Genomic DNA, 18,747 nt, shown 5'->3' on the forward strand with positions numbered 1-18,747 from the left:
TCTTATTTTACACATTTAGCTTATTGATCGGCATAGGAATCAGTAGTCCTGTAACCCAGGTGATACTGACGGAAGTGCTGATTTGAAAATAGCTGAGAATTAAAATTCATATAAAAATGGAATACAGACGTTTAGGAAAATCGGGATTACAATTAAGTGCACTTTCTTTGGGAAGCTGGCTGACATTTGGTAATCAGATCAGTGATAAAGTTGCGGATGAACTGATGGGAATTGCTTATGATGCTGGTGTAAACTTTTTTGATAATGCAGAAGGTTATGCAGAAGGAAAGTCAGAAGAAGTGATGGGCAAAATCATTAAAGCACATCAATGGGAGCGTGAATCATACGTAGTTTCCAGCAAAGTTTTCTTTGGAACTGAAAATAAAGGCCCGAACAGGACCGGCTTATCGAGGAAACATGTGATCGAAGCTTGTCATGCTGCGTTAAAGAGGTTACAGGTAGATTACCTGGATTTATATTTTTGTCACCGCCCTGATAAGAACACGCCTATTGAAGAGACGGTGTGGGCAATGAATACTTTATTACAGCAAGGGAAAATCTTATATTGGGGAACTTCAGAATGGAGTGCTGCAGAGATTCTGGAAGCTATCCGCGTGGCACGCCAGTATCATCTGGTCGGACCGACAATGGAACAGCCTCAGTACAATTTGCTGGAACGGAATAAATTGGAAAACGAATATTTATTGTTGTTTAAAGAGTATGGACTGGGTACTACAATCTGGTCACCTTTAGCTTCTGGATTGCTTTCCGGTAAATATACTGCTGGAGATGCAAAAGACACACGGTTGGACATGAAAGGGATGGAGTGGTTAAAGGAATCGGCATTGGCCGAAGAAAAGCTGGCTAAAGTTAAAAAATTACAAACGCTTGCTGATGAGCTGAATGTGCCTCTGGCTAAGTTATCGTTAGCCTGGTGCCTGAAAAATCCGAATGTAAGTACAGTTATTTTAGGGGCATCAAAAACAGAGCAGTTAAAAGAAAACCTGACTACTTTAAACGTATTGCCTTTATTAACGGATGAAGTGATGGAAGAGATTGAGGGAGTTATGGAAACTAAACCTATATTGCCACAGTTTTAAGTAATATTTTTAAGCAGTAGTTTTGAAATAAGCAAAAGGGGCTGGAAATTAATTTCCAGCCCCTTTTGCTTATTTTAAAATGTGTCTAGTAATAAGTTAAACGCACTACGCCAGCTAGTTTTTTAGCCAGGCGGATCACTTGTCTAGTATAGCCGTATTCGTTGTCATACCAGGTGTAAATCACAACAGACTTATTGTCTTTTGCCATGATGGTAGCCGGGCCGTCAATAATTGAAGCATGGCTGTTACCGATTAAATCAGAACTTACCAGTTCATTAGAGATGGAGAATTCTATTTGTTCAGACAAGTTTCCGAAAAGAGATGCTTGTTTGATGATCTCTATAACTTCATCTCTTGAAGTCACTTTATTCAATGACAAGTTAAGAATGGCCAGTGAAACGTTAGGAGTAGGGACACGCACTGCATTTCCTGTTAATTTTCCACCCAGATGAGGAATTACTTTTGCGACTGCTTTATCCGCACCAGTTTCAGTAATTACCATATTTAAGGCCGCAGATCTGCCGCGACGATATTTTTTATGGTAGTTATCTAATAGATTCTGATCGTTTGTATAAGAGTGAATAGTTTCTATATGTCCTTTTTCAATGCCAAAAGCATCATCAATAACTTTCAATACCGGAACAATCGCATTGGTGGTACAGGAAGCATTGGATACGATCGTTTCTTTCGTGAAATCGAAATCCGCATCGTTAATCCCTGCGACTATATTTGGAATATCTCCTTTGGCTGGTGCGGTCAATAATACTTTAGCGATACCATTAGCTGCAAGATGACGGCTAAGTCCTTCACGGTCACGGAATACGCCTGTATTATCAATTAATAAGGCATCTTGAATGCCGTAAGTTGTATAATCTACATCTTCAGGATGATTAGCTACAATAAAATAGATAGTTTGTCCATTGATGATAAGCGCTTTATTAATGAAATCTTCAATAATAATACCGTTAAAAGTTCCGTGGACAGAGTCTGTACGTAGTAATTCTGCGCGTTTAATTAATTCCTCATCACTATAAGTCCTGGTTACGATTGCACGTAGTCTGAGCTGTTCACCTTTACCGGCCTGCAGGATCAATTCTCTTGCTGCCAGTCTGCCAATTCTTCCGAAACCAAACAGGACAACATCTTTTGGTAAAAGACTGATTTTGTCTTTGCCAATGTGACGGCTGAGTTTGCTGATGACAAAATCGTGCATCGTTGCAAAATCATTGTTTTCATCCAGCCATTCTGCTGCCAGTCTTCCAATGTCAACACGGGAAGGGGCAAGGTTACATTTGGCAATTTCATTTGCGAGCTCCAGTGTCTCATAAATGTTGATGTCTTTTCCTGAAATTTCTTTAGCGTACTGGTGGTGAGCAAGGATTTCGCTGCTGCCTACGTCGAATAATGGTTTACGAAAAAGTACAAGTTCAATAGATCTGTCAAACCATAACTGGCCAACAACATTGAGTAATTCAACTGCTTTTTTCTCTTTTTCAATCCAGTTCTGAAATTCGGATTGGTATTTATTAAACATATCGCGATTATTTGGTTAGAATGCCACAAAAGTAAAAAAGATTGGGGGAAACCCAATCTTTTTCTATCCGATATTTGATTTAAGAAGTTATTTAAATTACGCTACGGCTATTAACCCAAGTATGATTTTAATATTTTACTTCTTGAAGTGTGACGTAAACGTTGCAGCGCCTTATCTTTGATCTGGCGGACACGCTCACGGGTTAAGTTGAATTTCTCACCGATTTCTTCCAGAGAAAGTGGGTGGTTAGTACTCAATCCGAAGAAAAGAACAATGATTTCGCGTTCACGTTCTGTTAATGTAGACAATGAACGTTTGATCTCTTCAGAAAGTGATTCGTTAATTAAGCTACTGTCTGTATTGGGTTCATGGTTTTCTAAAACATCTAATAAAGTGTTTTCTTCACCCTGAACAAAAGGAGCATCCATTGATACGTGTCTTCCTGAGTTACTTAAAGTGTCAGAAATTTTATCAACAGTTGTTTCCAGGATATCAGCTAATTCTTCCGGAGAAGGTTCGCGTTCAAATTCCTGCTCCAGTTTAGAGAATGCTTTACTGATCTTACTCAATGAACCCACCTGGTTTAATGGAAGACGTACGATACGGCTTTGCTCAGCAATAGCTTGTAAAATTGACTGACGAATCCACCATACTGCATAAGAGATGAATTTGAAACCTTTAGTTTCATCAAAACGTTTAGCTGCTTTGATTAGTCCAAGGTTACCCTCATTAATTAAATCACCTAAAGTTAATCCCTGATTTTGATACTGCTTAGCTACGGAAACAACAAAACGTAAGTTTGTTTTTGTCAGACGCTCCAATGCGGCCTGATCACCTTCACGTATCTTTCTTGCCAGTATTACTTCTTCTTCTGCGGTGATTAAATCTACTTTACCAATCTCATGAAGATATTTGTCTAGAGATTGACTCTCGCGATTGGTTATGGATTGGGTGATTTTGAGTTGTCTCATTTATGTGCTTTGGTGCTCTTTATGTGTTAGAACGTGCAAAAGTAAGGATTAAAAGGCAATTTAAAAACATAAATTCCTGAAAATGTTACACTTTACACTGGTTATTTGTATGATAATTTAATAGCAATAATTATTCCAAAGTACATTTGACAGTCTGCCTGTCTTATATTGATATATGTACATTATTTATTGCATATCAATGATAAATGCTTGTTATTTAATAATTCATCTTTTAGAAAGTTCTATTATTTTTATAATAATCATGGCGTTTTATTGATTTAATATGATAATTTAATTAAAAAAATGTTTCTCATTTAACAGATGTCTGCCAGTATTGTTTGCTATTGTCATATTGATTTTTTATAATTTTTTCTTAAAATCCTATCTTTTGAGAAAAGATGTCTGCAAAAGCCGGCAATTTTACCGATTTTTATAATTATAATTTCAATAACAAATCACATATGCCTATAGTCATTAATTTAGATGTAATGCTCGCGAAACGCAAAGTGTCTCTTACTGAATTGAGCCTGAAGGTTGGTATTACTTTATCTAATCTTTCTATCCTGAAAACGGGAAAGGCAAAAGCGGTCCGGCTGGAAACATTGGAGGCTATTTGTAAGGCACTGGATTGTCAGCCGGGAGATATCCTGGAGTATAATCCAATGCCTGTTGAATGATGAGCTTGATGATGAGTTTGTGCTTTGATTTAAATCCAGGCTATAAATCTGCCAGTTTCAAAGTATCTTTTAATCTGATCCCTTTTTCTGTTTGCTGTACGGTACAGCATTCATTCACTGAATCATGCTCTAAATAAAGAATGTAGTTTTTAGCAGCAGCTTCTTCTAAAAATGCTTTTTTCTCTTTTAGGGTTTGTAAAGGAAACATGTCATAAGACATGACATAGGGTAGGGGAATATGACCGGTAGAAGGTAGTAAATCTGCTGTATAAATAATAGTATGGTCTTTGTAAGTCAGTTCAGGCAACATCATCGCATCAGTATGGCCAAATGCAAAACGTACTTTAAAGCCGGATTGAAATTCAATTCCTTCCTGGTCATCGATAAATTTGAGCTGCCCGCTTTCTTGTAATGGCAGGATATTATCTTTCAGAAATGAAGCTTTTTCTCTGTCATTGGGATGAACTGCCCAGTCCCAGTGTTTTTCGTTACTCCAGTAAGTAGCTTGTTTAAATGCAGTGACCAGTTTTTCGCCTTCGCGGACAATCGCTCCTCCGCAATGGTCAAAGTGTAAATGGGTCAGAAATACATCTGTAATATCAGCTGTACTGAACCCTTTTGCTGCCAGTGACTTTTCCATTGTATCTTCGCCATGCAGGTAATAATGGCTTAGAAATTTTTCATCCTGTTTATTCCCGATGCCTGTGTCAATCAAAATCAGGCGGTTGCCGTCTTCTACTAATAAACAGCGCATTGCCCAGGTACACATATTATTTGCATCTGCGGGATTATTTTTTTGCCAGATAGATTTTGGAACCACTCCAAACATCGCACCACCATCCAGTTTAAATAATCCGGTATCTATAGTATGTAAGTTCATCTGAATAAAATTTGGTATGCTGTAAAAATAAGAAACCCGCTGAGTTATCAGCGGGTTTCCATGTATCATTTAAGCTGTTTTTTACAAGTGAATTACTTCTCCGTAAGCGTCAGCAGTAGCTTCCATGATCGCTTCACTCATTGTTGGGTGAGGGTGGACAGCTTTTAACATTTCGTGGCCAGTAGTTTCTAATTTACGGGCAACAACGATTTCTGCAATTAATTCAGTTACGTTGGCACCGATCATGTGAGCACCTAAAAGTTCACCGTATTTAGCGTCATAAATCATTTTGATGAAACCATCTTTTGCACCAGCTGCACTAGCTTTACCTGAAGCTGAGAACGGGAATTTACCAATTTTCAGTTCATAACCAGCTGCTTTTGCTGCTTTTTCTGTATATCCTACAGAAGCAATTTCAGGTGAGCAGTAAGTACAGCCCGGGATATTGTTATAGTCTAATGGCTCAGGAGACTGTCCAGCGATTTTCTCTACACAAATAATCCCTTCTGCAGAAGCTACATGCGCTAAGGCTTGTCCGCCAACGATATCACCAATTGCATAATATCCTTTTACAGAAGTATTATAGAATTCGTCTACCACTACTTTACCTTTCTCAGTTTTGATCCCTGTTTCTTCCAGACCTATGTTTTCAAGGTTCGCAACAACACCAGCAGCAGAAAGAACGATATCACATTCGATCGTTTGCATACCAGCAGCAGTTTTTACCTGAACTTTACAGCCTGCGCCAGTGGTATCAACTGATTCAACGCTTGATGAGGTCATGACTTCGATACCAACTTTTTTGAAGCTGCGCAGCAATTGTTTAGAAACGTCTTCATCTTCTACAGGAACAATGTTCTCCATGAATTCAACTACAGTTACTTTCGTTCCCATTGTTGCATAGAAGTAAGCAAATTCTACTCCGATAGCTCCAGAACCAACGATCACCATTGATTTAGGCATTTCAGGTAAAACCATTGCTTGTCTGTAGCCGATGATTTTTTTACCGTCTTGTTTTACACTTGGCAATTCTTTTGAACGTCCGCCTGTGGCAAGGATAATATTTTTTGCAGTTAACTCTGAAGTAGAACCGTCTGCACCTTTAACTTCTACCTTATTGCCCGGTTTAACTTTACCGGTACCCATTACTACGTCAATTTTATTTTTTTTCATTAAAAACTGAACGCCTTTGCTCATTCCTTCCGCTACACCACGGCTGCGTTTGATCACAGCTGCGAAATCAGCTTCAGCTTCGGCAGTTTTGATACCGTATTCTGCTGCATGATTGATATATTCAAATACCTGCGCACTTTTTAATAAAGCTTTGGTTGGGATACAGCCCCAGTTAAGGCAGATTCCACCTAAGGATTCACGTTCTACAATTGCAGTTTTTAAACCTAATTGTGACGCTCTGATTGCAGCAACGTATCCGCCGGGACCGCTACCTATTATAATTACATCGTAGTTCATATCTTTAATAGGGGACTTTAATAGTAAAGACCCAAAATTAAAAAAAATTGTTCGTTAAACAGCGTATTTGGTTTTTGTGACACTAAGAAACTATTTAAAATTCACCTGCTCATTTGTTTACGCTTATTTTTAGCTGCCACATTACCAATTACAAGCCGGGCAGTAAGGCTACCGGAAGGCATTTGGCTTGTTTCACTTGAAAAGAAACTATAAACAATTTGGGTATTTCGGTCTGAATAGAGGCTGAATTTGCAGGAAGAGAAACCCAGCTCCGCTTTTCAGTAAATAGCGCCATTTTAGCATATTCCAAATAATGAACTGATAAACTGTAGGTTAAGCATGTATGATAAATGTTAATTGTGGATAAAAAACATATATAATTAATGATTAATTAACATTGAAAGCTAAAACGTTCTGTATTTTATCTATACTTTTGTGGCTGTAAACTATTATGTACCTAAAACGCTTTGCGTTTAAACAAAACAATTCATTAAAAAATAAAGTATGAAGAAAGCTCTACTATTTAAAATTGTAGTAATCATGTTAGCAGTTGTGGGAACTATCTTTTCTGCAAATGCCCAGGTAACTACCTCAGCGATGACGGGTGTCGTGAAAGATGCTAAAGGACCGTTACCTGGTGCGAGCGTTAAAGCTATCCACGTACCAACGGGGTCAGTTTATACGACAACTACAAACGGCGATGGTCGTTTTACAATCGCTAACATGCGTGTTGGCGGTCCTTACTCAGTAACCATTACTTTTATTGGATTCCAGGCTGCTAAATATGACAACCTTAATCTTAAATTAGGTGGTTCTTATCCATTGAACGTTGTTTTATCAGACGGAGCGCAACAATTAAGCGACGTTGTGATTACAGCAAACAAAAGCAAGATCATTAACAGTTCAAGAACTGGTGCTGCGACTAACGTATCACAGAAGCAAATTGAACAGCTTCCGGCAATTTCCAGAAGTATTACTGATTTAACTAAATTAACTCCTCAGGCTAACACTAAAGGTGATGGTTTCTCTTTTGCGGGTAGAAACAGTTTGTTTAACTCACTAACTTTAGATGGTGCGCAAATGAACAACGTTTTCGGTTTATCATCATTACCTGGTGGTGCAACGGGAGCTCAGCCTTTCTCTTTGGATGCATTGGAAGAATTACAAGTCAACCTTGCACCTTATGATGTAAAACAAAGTGGTTTTACTGGTGCTGGTGTAAATGCGATTACTAAAGCAGGTACAAATAAATTCTCAGGTTCTGTCTATACTTATTACAAAGATCAGAACTTACAAGGTTATGATGTTGGTGATACAAAACTTGATAAATCAACTCAGGCATTTTTAAATAAGCAATTTGGTTTCAGATTAGGTGGAGCAATTGTTCAGAACAAATTGTTCTTCTTTGTAAATGGTGAGATTTCAAGACGTGTTTCTCCAGGTACAAACTTATTAGCCAATCCAAATGCAGTAGCGAATAAAGTAACAGATCCTAAAAATATGTCAAGAGTATTGACCAGAGATTTAGACCTGGTTAAAAATACAGTATTGAATAGATTTGGATATGATCCGGGTGTATATTCAGGCTATAGCAATCAGCAAAATGCAGATAACGTTACTGCACGTTTAGACTGGAATATCAACGATGCAAACAGATTAACTGTACGTTATAACTATCTTAAATCTTTCAAGGATGCCGGTGTAAGTACTTCAAACTCTAACCAGGGACGCGGGCCATCATTGACCTCAATGATTTATGATAACATGAGATATACGCAGTATAACAATATCAATTCTGTAACTGCGGAGTTAAATACACGTTTCAGTGATAAATTTGCAAACAACCTGCAATTGGTTTATACTGGCTTCCGTGATTACCGTAAAGCAAAAGGAAACCCATTCCCGGTAGTAGATATTGAAGATGGAAATGGTGCAAACTATATTTCATTAGGTACAGAGCCTTTTAGTGGCCTGAATACCTTAAATCAGGATATCTATACTTTAAATGAAAACTTTAACATTTTTGCAGGTAACCATACGATCACTGTTGGTGGTTCTGTAGGATACCAGAAATTTCAAAATGCATTTGCTCAGTTCTTATATGGACAGTTCAGATACAAAAGCGTATCTGATTTTGTATCTGCTGCAAATGGTAATACAGCTGTTAACCCTCTTTTATACCAGTTAACTTATTCGACTGATAAAAATAATCCAATACCTGCAGCGGCTACTTTCAGCCAGATGCCAGTTGCGGTTTATGCACAGGATGAGTGGTATATCAAACCTAACTTTAAACTGACTTATGGTTTAAGATTAGATATGCCAATTTATACTTCAACAATTCAATCTAATCCATTGGTAACTGCGGCTACTTTCCGTGATGGTGAGAAATTAGATGTTGGAAAATTACCTAAAACACAGCTTTTATTCTCTCCTCGTGTTGGTTTCAACTGGGATGTTAAAGGTGATGGTACTGTTCAGGTACGTGGTGGTTCTGGTATCTTTACTGGTGCTGTTCCTGCGGTTTGGTTAACTAACCAGGCTGGAAATACAGGTTTAGGAACTGGTAACGACTTTTTAAATAATCCGAAAAACCGTCCGTTTAGTCCTGATCCGGCAGCTTATATCCCTGCTAATCCAGGAAATCCTGCAACGTTTGCGATTAACCAGGCTTCTAATAACTTTAAAGTCCCACAAATCTGGAGATCAAGTTTAGCAGTTGATTATAAATTACCAGGTGGTTTAGTAGCTACTGTGGATGGATTATATACTAAATCCTTAAACGAAGTATTCCACAGAGATGCGAATTTAGTTAACTCAACATCCAGCTTAACAGGTTCTGGCGATACCCGTCCTTACTTCCCAGGTGGTAACTTAAACAGAATTAACCCTTTCTTAACGAATGCTATTGTGTTTGATAACACAAACAAAGGTTATGCATGGAGTTTAACTGGTCAGATCCAGAAAAGATTCGGATCGTTCGCTGATATTATGGTAGCTTATACCAGAAGTGATGCACGTGATATTACTTCAACTCCAGGTTCACAGGCTGCGTCTGCATTTAATGGTAACCAGGTTGCTGGTGACCCAAATAAACCAGTATTGGCTTATAGCAGTTTCTTAGTTAAAAACAGGATCATTGCAGCTGTTAATTTCAACTTCTCGATTATCCCTCAATTGCCTACTTCTATTGGGGTAGTATATGAAGGTTCTCCTTATGGTGATTCGTTTGGTAACACAAGGTTCTCTTATGTTGCTGCAGGAAACATAAACAATGACAACTCTACTTTTAACGATTTAATGTACATTCCCAGAGATCGTAATGATATCCGCTTAATAGATATTCCTGCTGTTGCCGGCAGATCTACTGCAGAAACAGCTGATCAACAATGGGCAAGATTAGATGCTTATATCAATCAGGATAAATATCTAAGCAAACACAGAGGTCAGGTTGCGGAGAGAAATGGTGCTGAATATCCTTGGGCAAACCGTTTTGATATCAGAATCTTACAACAGATCAAAACTGTAATGGGTTCAAAATCTAATAGCAGGTTCGAAATCTCTGTTGATATTATCAACTTCGGTAATTTGTTAAACAAAAACTGGGGTTCAACACAAATTCCTTCTTTAACCAACTTTATGCAATATAAAGGGGTAGTAAGCCCTACCAACCTGACTCCTACTTATACTGTTAGCCAGGATTTATCAAACTCTACTTTCAGAGTGAATACAGATATCGCTTCAAGATATCAGATTCAGGTTGGCGCAAGATATAGCTTCAACTAAGTTTTTAAATTTTTGATTAAGCCCCGTTCTGATTATTCAGGACGGGGCTTTTTTGTTTGCTGCATTGATTGAGCTGGATCACTTTTTTGTCATATTAGGTTAAACAATTAATTGGTATATTTAATTTGTGTTTATTTGCAACCGAATGAACGTTCAATTAGATGATACTTCCGGAAAACGTGTTGCTGTCCTAAACAGCACACTCGCTTTGATTAAAGAGCATGGGTTCCATGGTGCCCCCATGAGTTTAATTGCCAAACATGCTGGCGTTGCAGCAGGTACTATATACCACTATTTCGATTCCAAAGAAACCCTCATTTTAGAGCTTTATGTTCATGTGAAGGATAAACTGGCATTGGCAATATCTGCGGGTGATGACGCTGAAAAGCCTTATAAAGACCGGTTTTTCAATTTGATGATCAATCAGTTCAATTTCTATGTGGAAAATGAGGACTCTCTTTTTTTTCTCGAGCAGTATATGAGTTCTCCTTTCGCCAAGAATTTCCCTGAATGTGATAGTCAACTATTTGCAGACAAGGTTATTACATTATTCCAATATGGCATAGAAAATGCGCACTTCAGAAATATTGACTCAAGGCTGCTTGCCCCGACGATTAAAGGGACGCTTGTTGCCGCTGCGACTTTCCAATTATCTGAGCAAATTGTGTTTTCTAAGGAAGATATTCTCGAAGTAATCAGCATCATATGGGATGGAGTTAAAAGGCAATAACATGAACGATAGTAAAACAAACACCCTTAATATATATATGAAACCTCACAAATTAATTTTAATGATGCTCGTCTGCATATCAGCTCTGCTGCCAGGAGTGGTATTCGCTCAGACGACAGTTAGAGAGCAGCCGACGCTGAGCAATGCAACCTTGCAGGAATGTATTGATTACGCTTTGAGCAATAAGCCTGGGGTACAACAAGCGCTGATTGACGAAGAGATAGGTGAACGGGATATCAAATCAGCGTTATCTGGTTGGTTACCTCAAATTAATGGTACTGGAACAGTAAACCATAATTTTAAGCAGCAGTCTCAGATCCTGACTACAAACGGACAGTCTTCTTTACTAACTTTTGGTGGTAAGAATACTTCATCTTTTGTATTACAGGCTGATCAGCAGTTTTTAAATGCGGGATTGATCCAGGCTTCTAAATCTGCTAAGTTTTACAGACAACAGTATAAACAAAGTACAGAAAATACAAAAATCAGTACTATTGTTGATGTAAGTAAAGCATTTTATGATGTGCTGACCAGCAAAGAGCAATTAAACATCATCGCGGAAAATATCGCCAGACAAGAAAAACAGTTGAAAGATGCTAAGGCGCAGTATGATGCTGGTCTGGTTGATAAAACTGATTTTCAAAGAGCACAGATTAGTCTGAGCAATTCTCAGGCTGACAGAAAAAGAACGGATGAGCTGTTGAAGTATAAGTATGCGTACTTAAGAGAGTTAATTGGTTATAGCGCAGAAAAGCCATTCGGGTTATCTTTTACTTCAAGAGATATGGAGAATGATGTCATGATAGACACGACTCAATTGTTAAATTATCAAAACCGTGTAGAATATCGTTTGCTGGAAACACAGAGAAGTTTGCAAAAGATTACGACCAGTTATAATAAATGGGCTTATTCTCCTACACTTTCTGGTTTTATCAATTATGGGTTTAATTATCAGAATAACTCCCTAAGCAATTTGTACGATCAGAATTTCCCAAGTTCGGTTGTTGGATTGAAATTATCGGTGCCGATCTTCCTTGGAGGAAAACGGACACAGGAAATTAGAAAATCGCAGTTACAGGAGCGCAAGATTGATCTTGATTTAGTGAATACAAAAAACAAGATCAATACGCAGTATGAGCAGGCTATTGCTACTTATAAAGCGAATCTGAATGATTTAAACACGAATAAAGCGAATGTTGAAATTTCAAAACAGGTTTACAGCACGATCAAGCTTCAGTATGATGAGGGGATTAAAACCTATCTGGATCTGACAACTTCGGAAACTGATCTCCGTACTGCACAAATTAATTATCTGAATTCATTATATAACCTCCTTTCGTCAAAACTAGACGTAAAACAAGCATTAGGGACAATCACCGTAAACCAATAAAAGACATGGACATTAAATACATAAAATTAGGCATCTTAATCCTTGGTTCAGTAACATTAGCATCTTGCGGTGGTCAACCTGCACCGCAGCAAGGACCTCCTCCGGCTACTCCGGTAACCACTTATACGGTGGATGAACAACCTGTAACTACTGTGGATACTTATCCTGGTGTAGTTATAGCCCTGAACGAGGTTGAACTTCGTGCGCAGGTTGGTGGTTATATCACAGCAATCTATGTAAAAGATGGTCAGCGTGTAACTAAAGGACAAAAATTATATGAAATTGACCGTACTAAATATCAGGCGGCTTATAATTCAGCTCAGGCTAATGTAGCGGTTGCGAAAGCAAACCGTGATAAAGCGAAGAAAGATGCGGACCGTTATACTAAATTAGCACAACAGGAAGCGATCGCTAAACAACGTGTAGATTACGCATTAACTGACTTGGCAAATGCTGAATCACAAATTGCTGCAGCCAAAGCAAATCTTGCTTCGGCTGCGAATGATTTACAACGTTCAATTATTGTTTCTCCTTTAAATGGAACAATCGGTATTTCACAGGTGAAACTGGGCGCTTTGGCTTCTCCGGGTACTACACTTTTAAATACGGTTTCTACAAATGATCCGATCGCGGTTGATATTCCTGTAAATCAGGGTGAAATCCCTCGTTTTATCCAGTTGGAGAAAAACACAGCTGCGGTTAAAGATTCTCTTTTCAGCATTCAGCTTCAGGATAACAGCATTTACAAGCGTCAGGGCAGAATTATTGCGATTGACCGTGCGGTTGATCCTCAGACAGGTACTATCAAAGTGAGAATCAGCTATCCTAATGAGGGTGGAAGGCTTATTTCCGGGATGAACGTGAACTTACAGGTGCTGAATAAAGCGGCTGGTAACCAATTGGTAATTCCTTATAAAGCGGTTACAGAGCAATTGGGTGAATTCAACGTTTATGTGGTTGGTGACAGCAGCAAAGCAGTACCAAGAGTAATTAAGGTTGGTACACAGGTAGATCAGAATATTGTAGTGAAAAGTGGTCTGAAAAAGGGTGAAGTTATTGTAGTAGATGGTGTTCAGAACGTAAGACCAGGTGCAGTAGTACACGCGGGATCGGCAGCAGAAGCAAATGGACAGCAACCGGCAGCGGCTGCACCAAAGAAATAGTTATTATAAGAATTTCAAGAATATGATATCAGATGTATTTATAAAACGACCGGTCACGGCGATCGTCATTTCCATATTAATTGTACTGATAGGGGCGATCGTGATCACCACATTGCCGATCAGTCAATATCCGAGCATTGCTCCGCCTACGGTTACCGTTACTGGTACGTATACAGGAGCTGATGCGCAAACGGTAGAACAAACGGTAACTACACAAATTGAGAGTCAGATTAACGGTACGCCGGGTATGAAGTATCTTTCTTCCAATAGTACATCAGATGGTCGTTCGGCCATTACTGTAACTTTTGATGTAGGTACAAATATTGATATTGCAGCACTTGATGTGCAGAACAGGGTGGGTATTGCACAACCAGGTTTACCTGAAGCTGTTCAACGTTTGGGGATTACGACTAAAAAAGCAAATAATGATATTTTGATGGTTATTGGTCTGTATTCTCCAAATGGAACTTACGACCAGAAATTCATTTCAAATTATGTCAATTTATATGTAAAGGATGCGTTATTGCGTATCAAAGGTGTAGGTGATGTGCAGGTGTTCAGTCAGCCGTTTAGTATGCGGGTTTGGTTGGATGCAGGTAAATTAGCGAGATTAGGTTTAACGCCAGCGCAGGTTTCTGCTGCGATTGCAGAACAAAATACACGTGCTCCGGGTGGTAGTGTTGGTGGGCCGCCTCAGCAGAATTCACAGACTTTTGAATTCTCGGTGGTCATGGATGGTGATTTAAACTCTGAAGAGCAGTTTAAAAACATAGTTGTAAAAACTGGCCAGGATGGTTCTCCTGTTTATCTTAAAGATGTAGCGCGTGTAGAGTTAGGTGAGTTTGCTTATTCTACAACTGCAAAGGTAAATGGTAAAGTAGCTTCTTTAATGGCTGTTAACCAGACTCCTGGTGGAAATGCGGTTCAGACTGCTGAAGGTATTGATCAGACGATGGCTGAGTTGAAGAAATCTTTCCCTAAGGATTTGGATTTCAAGATCAGTTATGAAACGGTTTCTATTATTAAAGTCTCGATCAGTGAGGTAATCCATACTTTGGTCGAAGCGCTTATCCTGGTGACAATTGTTGTATTCTTCTTTTTACAGAGCTGGAGAGCAACCTTGATTCCTGTATTGGCAATCCCGGTTTCTATTATTGGTACTTTCATCTTCTTTACTTTACTTGGATTCTCGATCAACGTATTAACGATGTTTGGATTCGTCCTCGCGATTGGTATTGTGGTGGATGATGCGATTGTGGTAGTGGAAGCGGTCCAGCATTATATGGACCATGAGGGACTTTCTGCTCCTGATGCTACCCGTAAAGCGATGAAGGATATTACAGCTCCGGTAATTGCGATTGCATTAATTCTTGCGGCAGTATTTATCCCGGTAGGGTTTATTCCGGGTATGGTTGGTCAGTTGTACCAGCAGTTTGCGATAACGATTGCTGTATCGGTATTGATCTCAGCGTTCATCGCTTTATCATTGACTCCGGCTTTGTGTTCGTTATTGTTAACGCCTATGAACCTGACCAAAGATTCAAAAGGATTGAATAGGTTCTTCTTTAAATTTAATGGATGGTTTGCAAGGGTAACTGAAAAGTATTCGAATGGTGTTAAATGGGCTTTGAAAAAAGCACCTTTAGTGATGATTATCCTGGCTTGTATTTATGTGGGTACGGTTGGTTTATTCATCAAAAAACCTTCAGGGTTTATTCCGAATGAGGATGCTGGTATCTTTATTATGGGGGTAACTTTACCAGAGGGTGCATCAGCAGTTCGTACCAATGCGTTTATCAAAAGGATTACTGATTCTATACAAACAAACATTCCTGAAGTTAAAAATATCACTTCTGTAAGTGGTATTAACATTCTGAACAGATCATTCAAGTCTAATGCGGGTACGTTTTTTGTACAGTTGAAGAACTGGGATGATCGTAAAAAGGACGTGGCTACAGTTTTAGCTGAGGTTTCTAAAACATTTGCTGGTGATAAGGACGGAAGTGTGCTTGCAGTTACGCCGCCGCCAATTCCTGGTTTAGGTATCAGTGGTGGTTTCTCCCTGCAGATTCAGGAAAAACAAGCTGGTGATATCAAGAAGTTTGAAGGTGTTGTTGGCAAATTCCTTGCCGCTGCGAATCAGCGTCCTGAGATTGGGATGGCTTATACGCTGTTTAATGCAAGAACGCCGAATTATCAGCTGCATGTTGATCGTGACAAGGTGAAAAGGATGGGGGTTTCTATCGGAGCGGTATACAGTACGATTTCTGCTTATCTGGGTAGTAGTTATATCAATGACTTTACTAAATACGGACGTAGTTTCCGGGTAGTTTCTCAGGCTGATACAAATTTCAGGAGCAGCATTGAAAACTTAAACCAGATTTATGTAAATAATAGTGTTGGAACGCCTGTACCGCTAAGTGCGTTTGTTTCTTATAATATGACTGAAAATGCGTCGATTATTAATCACTATAATATGTTCAGGTCGATCGAGATTGGTGGAGCTGCAAAACCTGGAAAAAGTTCTGGTGATGCGTTACAGGCATTAAGAGAGGTTGCTGCACAGACTTTACCACAGGGTTATACTTATAATTTCTCGGGTTTAAGTTTGGAAGAAACTGAGGCGGGTAACAGTACGACACTTATTTTCGGTTTGATCGTGGTGTTTGTATTCTTATTATTGGCTGCTTTATATGAGAGCTGGTCAGTACCTTTCTCTATTTTATTAGCGGTCCCACTTGGTTTATTCGGGGCGATCCTTGCTTTGATATTCTTACCAAAACTGGATAATAATATTTATGCGCAGGTTGGTCTGATTACATTGATTGGTCTATCTGCGAAGAATGCGATTCTGATTGTAGAGTTTGCTAAGGAGCGTGTGGATTGGGGAATGGAGTTAATTGCTGCGACTATTGAAGCGGTTAAATTAAGGTTACGTCCGATTATCATGACTTCACTGGCATTTATTCTGGGGGTTATTCCTTTGATCATCTCTTCTGGTGCTGGTGCGGTATCTCGTATGACTATTGGCTGGACGGTAGCTGCGGGTATGCTTTCGGCAACTATTCTTGCTTTGTTTATTGTTCCGGTACTGTTTGTACTGATCACTAAACTGGCTTATGGTAAAAAGAAATTGGCTGAGTTAGAAGCTAATTATAAGCCAGAAGAACATGCTGATGTACTGCATGCAGATTAAGTTTTAATAATTTTATGAAAAGGCCTTCTCATGCATAATTGTGAGAAGGCCTTTTTTTGTGGAATGTAGTTTCTGTATGGAGTTATTTATTCACAATAGAGATATTTATTACCTTTTAAATATAAAACGGGAGTAGCTTGACCTAAATCATAAAGAATTATGTCAGCTAGTACAAATAAATACATTGATCCATTATCAGATTTTGGATTCAAACATCTTTTTGGCGGTGAACCTAACAAAGAGATCATGATTGCCTTTTTAAATGCATTGTTTGAGGGAGAAAAACGCATTACCGATCTTGTTTACAACCCAACCGAACTTGCCAGGGATGACAAGGAGCATAAAAAGGTCAGTTTCGATTTGCTGTGCACCGGGGACAACGGGGAGCAATTTATTGTAGAAATGCAGCGTGCAGATCATGATAATTTTGAGGACCGCTGCATTTTTTACCTGAGCCGGCTGATCCATCAGCAAAAGCTAATGGGTAACCGGCACTGGGAAGTTAAGATGAAAGAGGTTTTCCTGATTGCGATCCTGGATTTTAACATGAAAAATTGCCTGAGTGACCATTATCTGCAAAGCATTTCACTGGTCAATACCGGTACAGGTGAAATATTCCACAATGGACTGGGATTTAAATTTTTGGAACTGCCTAAATTTGGGAAGAAAGAAGATGAACTGGAAAATGAACTGGACAAATGGGTGTATATGCTTAAACACATGCACAGCCTGGATCAGATTCCTAAATACCTGGATAAACGCGTTTTTGAAAAAATATTTAATATCGCCGAAATGAAGAAATTATCACCAGAACAACAATTTGTATACGACTCGATTTTACAGCGGGAAGAAGATGATTACAGCAGGCTTAAATCTGCGGAACGGAGAGGAAGGAGAGAAGGAAAAGAAGAAGGGAAAGATGAGGGAAGGGAAGAAGGGATAGAAAAGGGTTTAGTGCAAGGAAAACATGAAACTGCGCTGGCTATCGCAAGAAAAATGAAGGAAGAGAAGTTTGATAATGATAAAATTGCTGGATTTACGGCACTCCCGATTGAAGAAATAGAAAGCCTTTAAACACAGGAGGCTGTATTACGATACAGCCTCCTGTAGATATCTTTTTTTATTTCACTTCAAAACTGTAAGTAGCACCTTGCCAGATAGCTTCATAAGCTTTGCCCTGATGTTCACCTTTTACTTTTTGAAATTCAGCTACTTCAATAACATATCTTCCTGGCCAGATCGGTGTAAACTGAACATTACCATTTTCATCTGTTTTAGTTTCTTTAGACCATCCTGAAGGAGAGAATATAGTAACTGTTTTAGCTTTTGCAGCCTCTTTGTTTAAAGATGCTGTTAATTTAATAGTTTGATTCACTTTTACTGGCGCACTGTTATCCAGTTTTAAATTCAATACGTTGGTATTTGCCGCAATTGTGCTGGCTTTTCCAACATTAACATTGGTACTGGCCAGAAAATGATATTTAGTTGTACCACCAAGTTCTTTGGCTTCATGGCTGACTTCTAAATTGTATGCGCCATTTTTATCAGGTGTAAAGCTACTTGTAAATGAATTGCTGTCTGCTGTAAGCTTCAGCTGAGTTCTTTGCTGGTCAGGGCCTACAAGCCATAAGGTAAAGTCTTTAACGTCAGAGTACCATTTGGATACATTTTCTCTTTCGTTAGACACATATTCACCGTAATAGACTTTTACAGTTTGCGACTGACCGATTTTTCCGGTGTTAACGGTTTCTATCCATAGTGCGTGTGCAGAAATTTTGCTGGTAATTAAGCAGAATAAAATGCTCAGGGTTAAAAAGGTTAGTTTCTTCATCTTTTATATAATTAATAGG

Annotated in this window: 13 protein-coding genes; 8 read left to right on the top strand and 5 right to left on the bottom strand. The window is 38.8% G+C overall.

The window, feature by feature from the left end:
* The first annotated feature begins 116 nt into the window (after positions 1 to 116).
* Positions 117 to 1,100, top strand: a complete 984-nt coding sequence (locus AY601_RS01665; RefSeq protein WP_068395552.1) for a potassium channel beta subunit family protein — start codon at positions 117 to 119, stop codon at positions 1,098 to 1,100.
* A gap of 85 nt (positions 1,101 to 1,185) precedes the next feature.
* Here AY601_RS01665 and AY601_RS01670 read toward each other — a convergent pair whose 3' ends face one another.
* Both AY601_RS01670 and AY601_RS01675 read right to left on the bottom strand, forming a co-directional pair.
* Entirely contained in the window at positions 1,186 to 2,634 is a 1,449-nt protein-coding gene (locus AY601_RS01670) for a glyceraldehyde-3-phosphate dehydrogenase (RefSeq protein WP_068395554.1), read from the bottom strand.
* A 110-nt stretch (positions 2,635 to 2,744) separates the two neighbouring features.
* On the bottom strand, positions 2,745 to 3,605 hold the full coding sequence (locus AY601_RS01675; protein WP_062547391.1) for a sigma-70 family RNA polymerase sigma factor: 861 nt from the start codon (positions 3,603 to 3,605) through the stop codon (positions 2,745 to 2,747).
* 461 nt (positions 3,606 to 4,066) lie between these two features.
* On the opposite strand from AY601_RS01675, the gene AY601_RS01680 reads away from it, so the two are divergent.
* The gene (locus tag AY601_RS01680; RefSeq protein WP_068407022.1) at positions 4,067 to 4,282 is read left to right on the top strand and encodes a helix-turn-helix domain-containing protein; all 216 of its coding nucleotides are present in this window, start codon (positions 4,067 to 4,069) and stop codon (positions 4,280 to 4,282) included.
* A 40-nt stretch (positions 4,283 to 4,322) separates the two neighbouring features.
* Here the strand turns inward: AY601_RS01680 and AY601_RS01685 are convergent, their stop codons facing one another.
* Together AY601_RS01685 and lpdA are read right to left on the bottom strand one after the other, a co-directional pair.
* The gene (locus AY601_RS01685; protein ID WP_068407025.1) at positions 4,323 to 5,162 is read right to left on the bottom strand and encodes an MBL fold metallo-hydrolase; all 840 of its coding nucleotides are present in this window, start codon (positions 5,160 to 5,162) and stop codon (positions 4,323 to 4,325) included.
* Positions 5,163 to 5,243: 81 nt separating this feature from the next.
* Positions 5,244 to 6,632 (bottom strand): dihydrolipoyl dehydrogenase, encoded by a 1,389-nt coding sequence (gene lpdA, locus AY601_RS01690; RefSeq protein WP_068395555.1) that lies wholly within the window; start codon positions 6,630 to 6,632, stop codon positions 5,244 to 5,246.
* Between the two features lie 504 nt (positions 6,633 to 7,136).
* On the opposite strand from lpdA, the gene AY601_RS01695 reads away from it, so the two are divergent.
* The 6 genes from AY601_RS01695 (at position 7,137) to AY601_RS01720 (ending at position 17,971) form a co-directional block, all read left to right on the top strand.
* Positions 7,137 to 10,418 (top strand): TonB-dependent receptor, encoded by a 3,282-nt coding sequence (locus AY601_RS01695; protein WP_068395557.1) that lies wholly within the window; start codon positions 7,137 to 7,139, stop codon positions 10,416 to 10,418.
* Between the two features lie 145 nt (positions 10,419 to 10,563).
* Positions 10,564 to 11,148: a TetR/AcrR family transcriptional regulator gene (locus tag AY601_RS01700; RefSeq protein ID WP_068395559.1), complete on the top strand. Its 585-nt coding sequence runs from the start codon at positions 10,564 to 10,566 to the stop codon at positions 11,146 to 11,148.
* 37 nt (positions 11,149 to 11,185) lie between these two features.
* Positions 11,186 to 12,538 carry a TolC family protein gene (locus tag AY601_RS01705; protein ID WP_084359471.1) on the top strand — a complete coding sequence of 451 codons (1,353 nt, stop codon included), beginning with the start codon at positions 11,186 to 11,188 and terminating at the stop codon, positions 12,536 to 12,538.
* 5 nt (positions 12,539 to 12,543) lie between these two features.
* Positions 12,544 to 13,701 carry an efflux RND transporter periplasmic adaptor subunit gene (locus tag AY601_RS01710; protein ID WP_068395563.1) on the top strand — a complete coding sequence of 386 codons (1,158 nt, stop codon included), beginning with the start codon at positions 12,544 to 12,546 and terminating at the stop codon, positions 13,699 to 13,701.
* Positions 13,702 to 13,723: 22 nt separating this feature from the next.
* Positions 13,724 to 16,897: an efflux RND transporter permease subunit gene (locus AY601_RS01715; RefSeq protein ID WP_068395565.1), complete on the top strand. Its 3,174-nt coding sequence runs from the start codon at positions 13,724 to 13,726 to the stop codon at positions 16,895 to 16,897.
* A 159-nt stretch (positions 16,898 to 17,056) separates the two neighbouring features.
* On the top strand, positions 17,057 to 17,971 hold the full coding sequence (locus AY601_RS01720) for an Rpn family recombination-promoting nuclease/putative transposase (RefSeq protein WP_068395567.1): 915 nt from the start codon (positions 17,057 to 17,059) through the stop codon (positions 17,969 to 17,971).
* Between the two features lie 46 nt (positions 17,972 to 18,017).
* On the opposite strand, the gene AY601_RS01725 is transcribed toward AY601_RS01720, so the two are convergent.
* Positions 18,018 to 18,728, bottom strand: coding sequence for a DUF4198 domain-containing protein (locus tag AY601_RS01725; RefSeq protein WP_068395569.1), 711 nt, complete (start codon positions 18,726 to 18,728; stop codon positions 18,018 to 18,020).
* Between the last annotated feature and the right edge of the window lie 19 nt (positions 18,729 to 18,747).

The sequence above is a fragment of the Pedobacter cryoconitis genome, from assembly GCF_001590605.1.
Lineage (GTDB): Bacteria > Bacteroidota > Bacteroidia > Sphingobacteriales > Sphingobacteriaceae > Pedobacter > Pedobacter cryoconitis_A.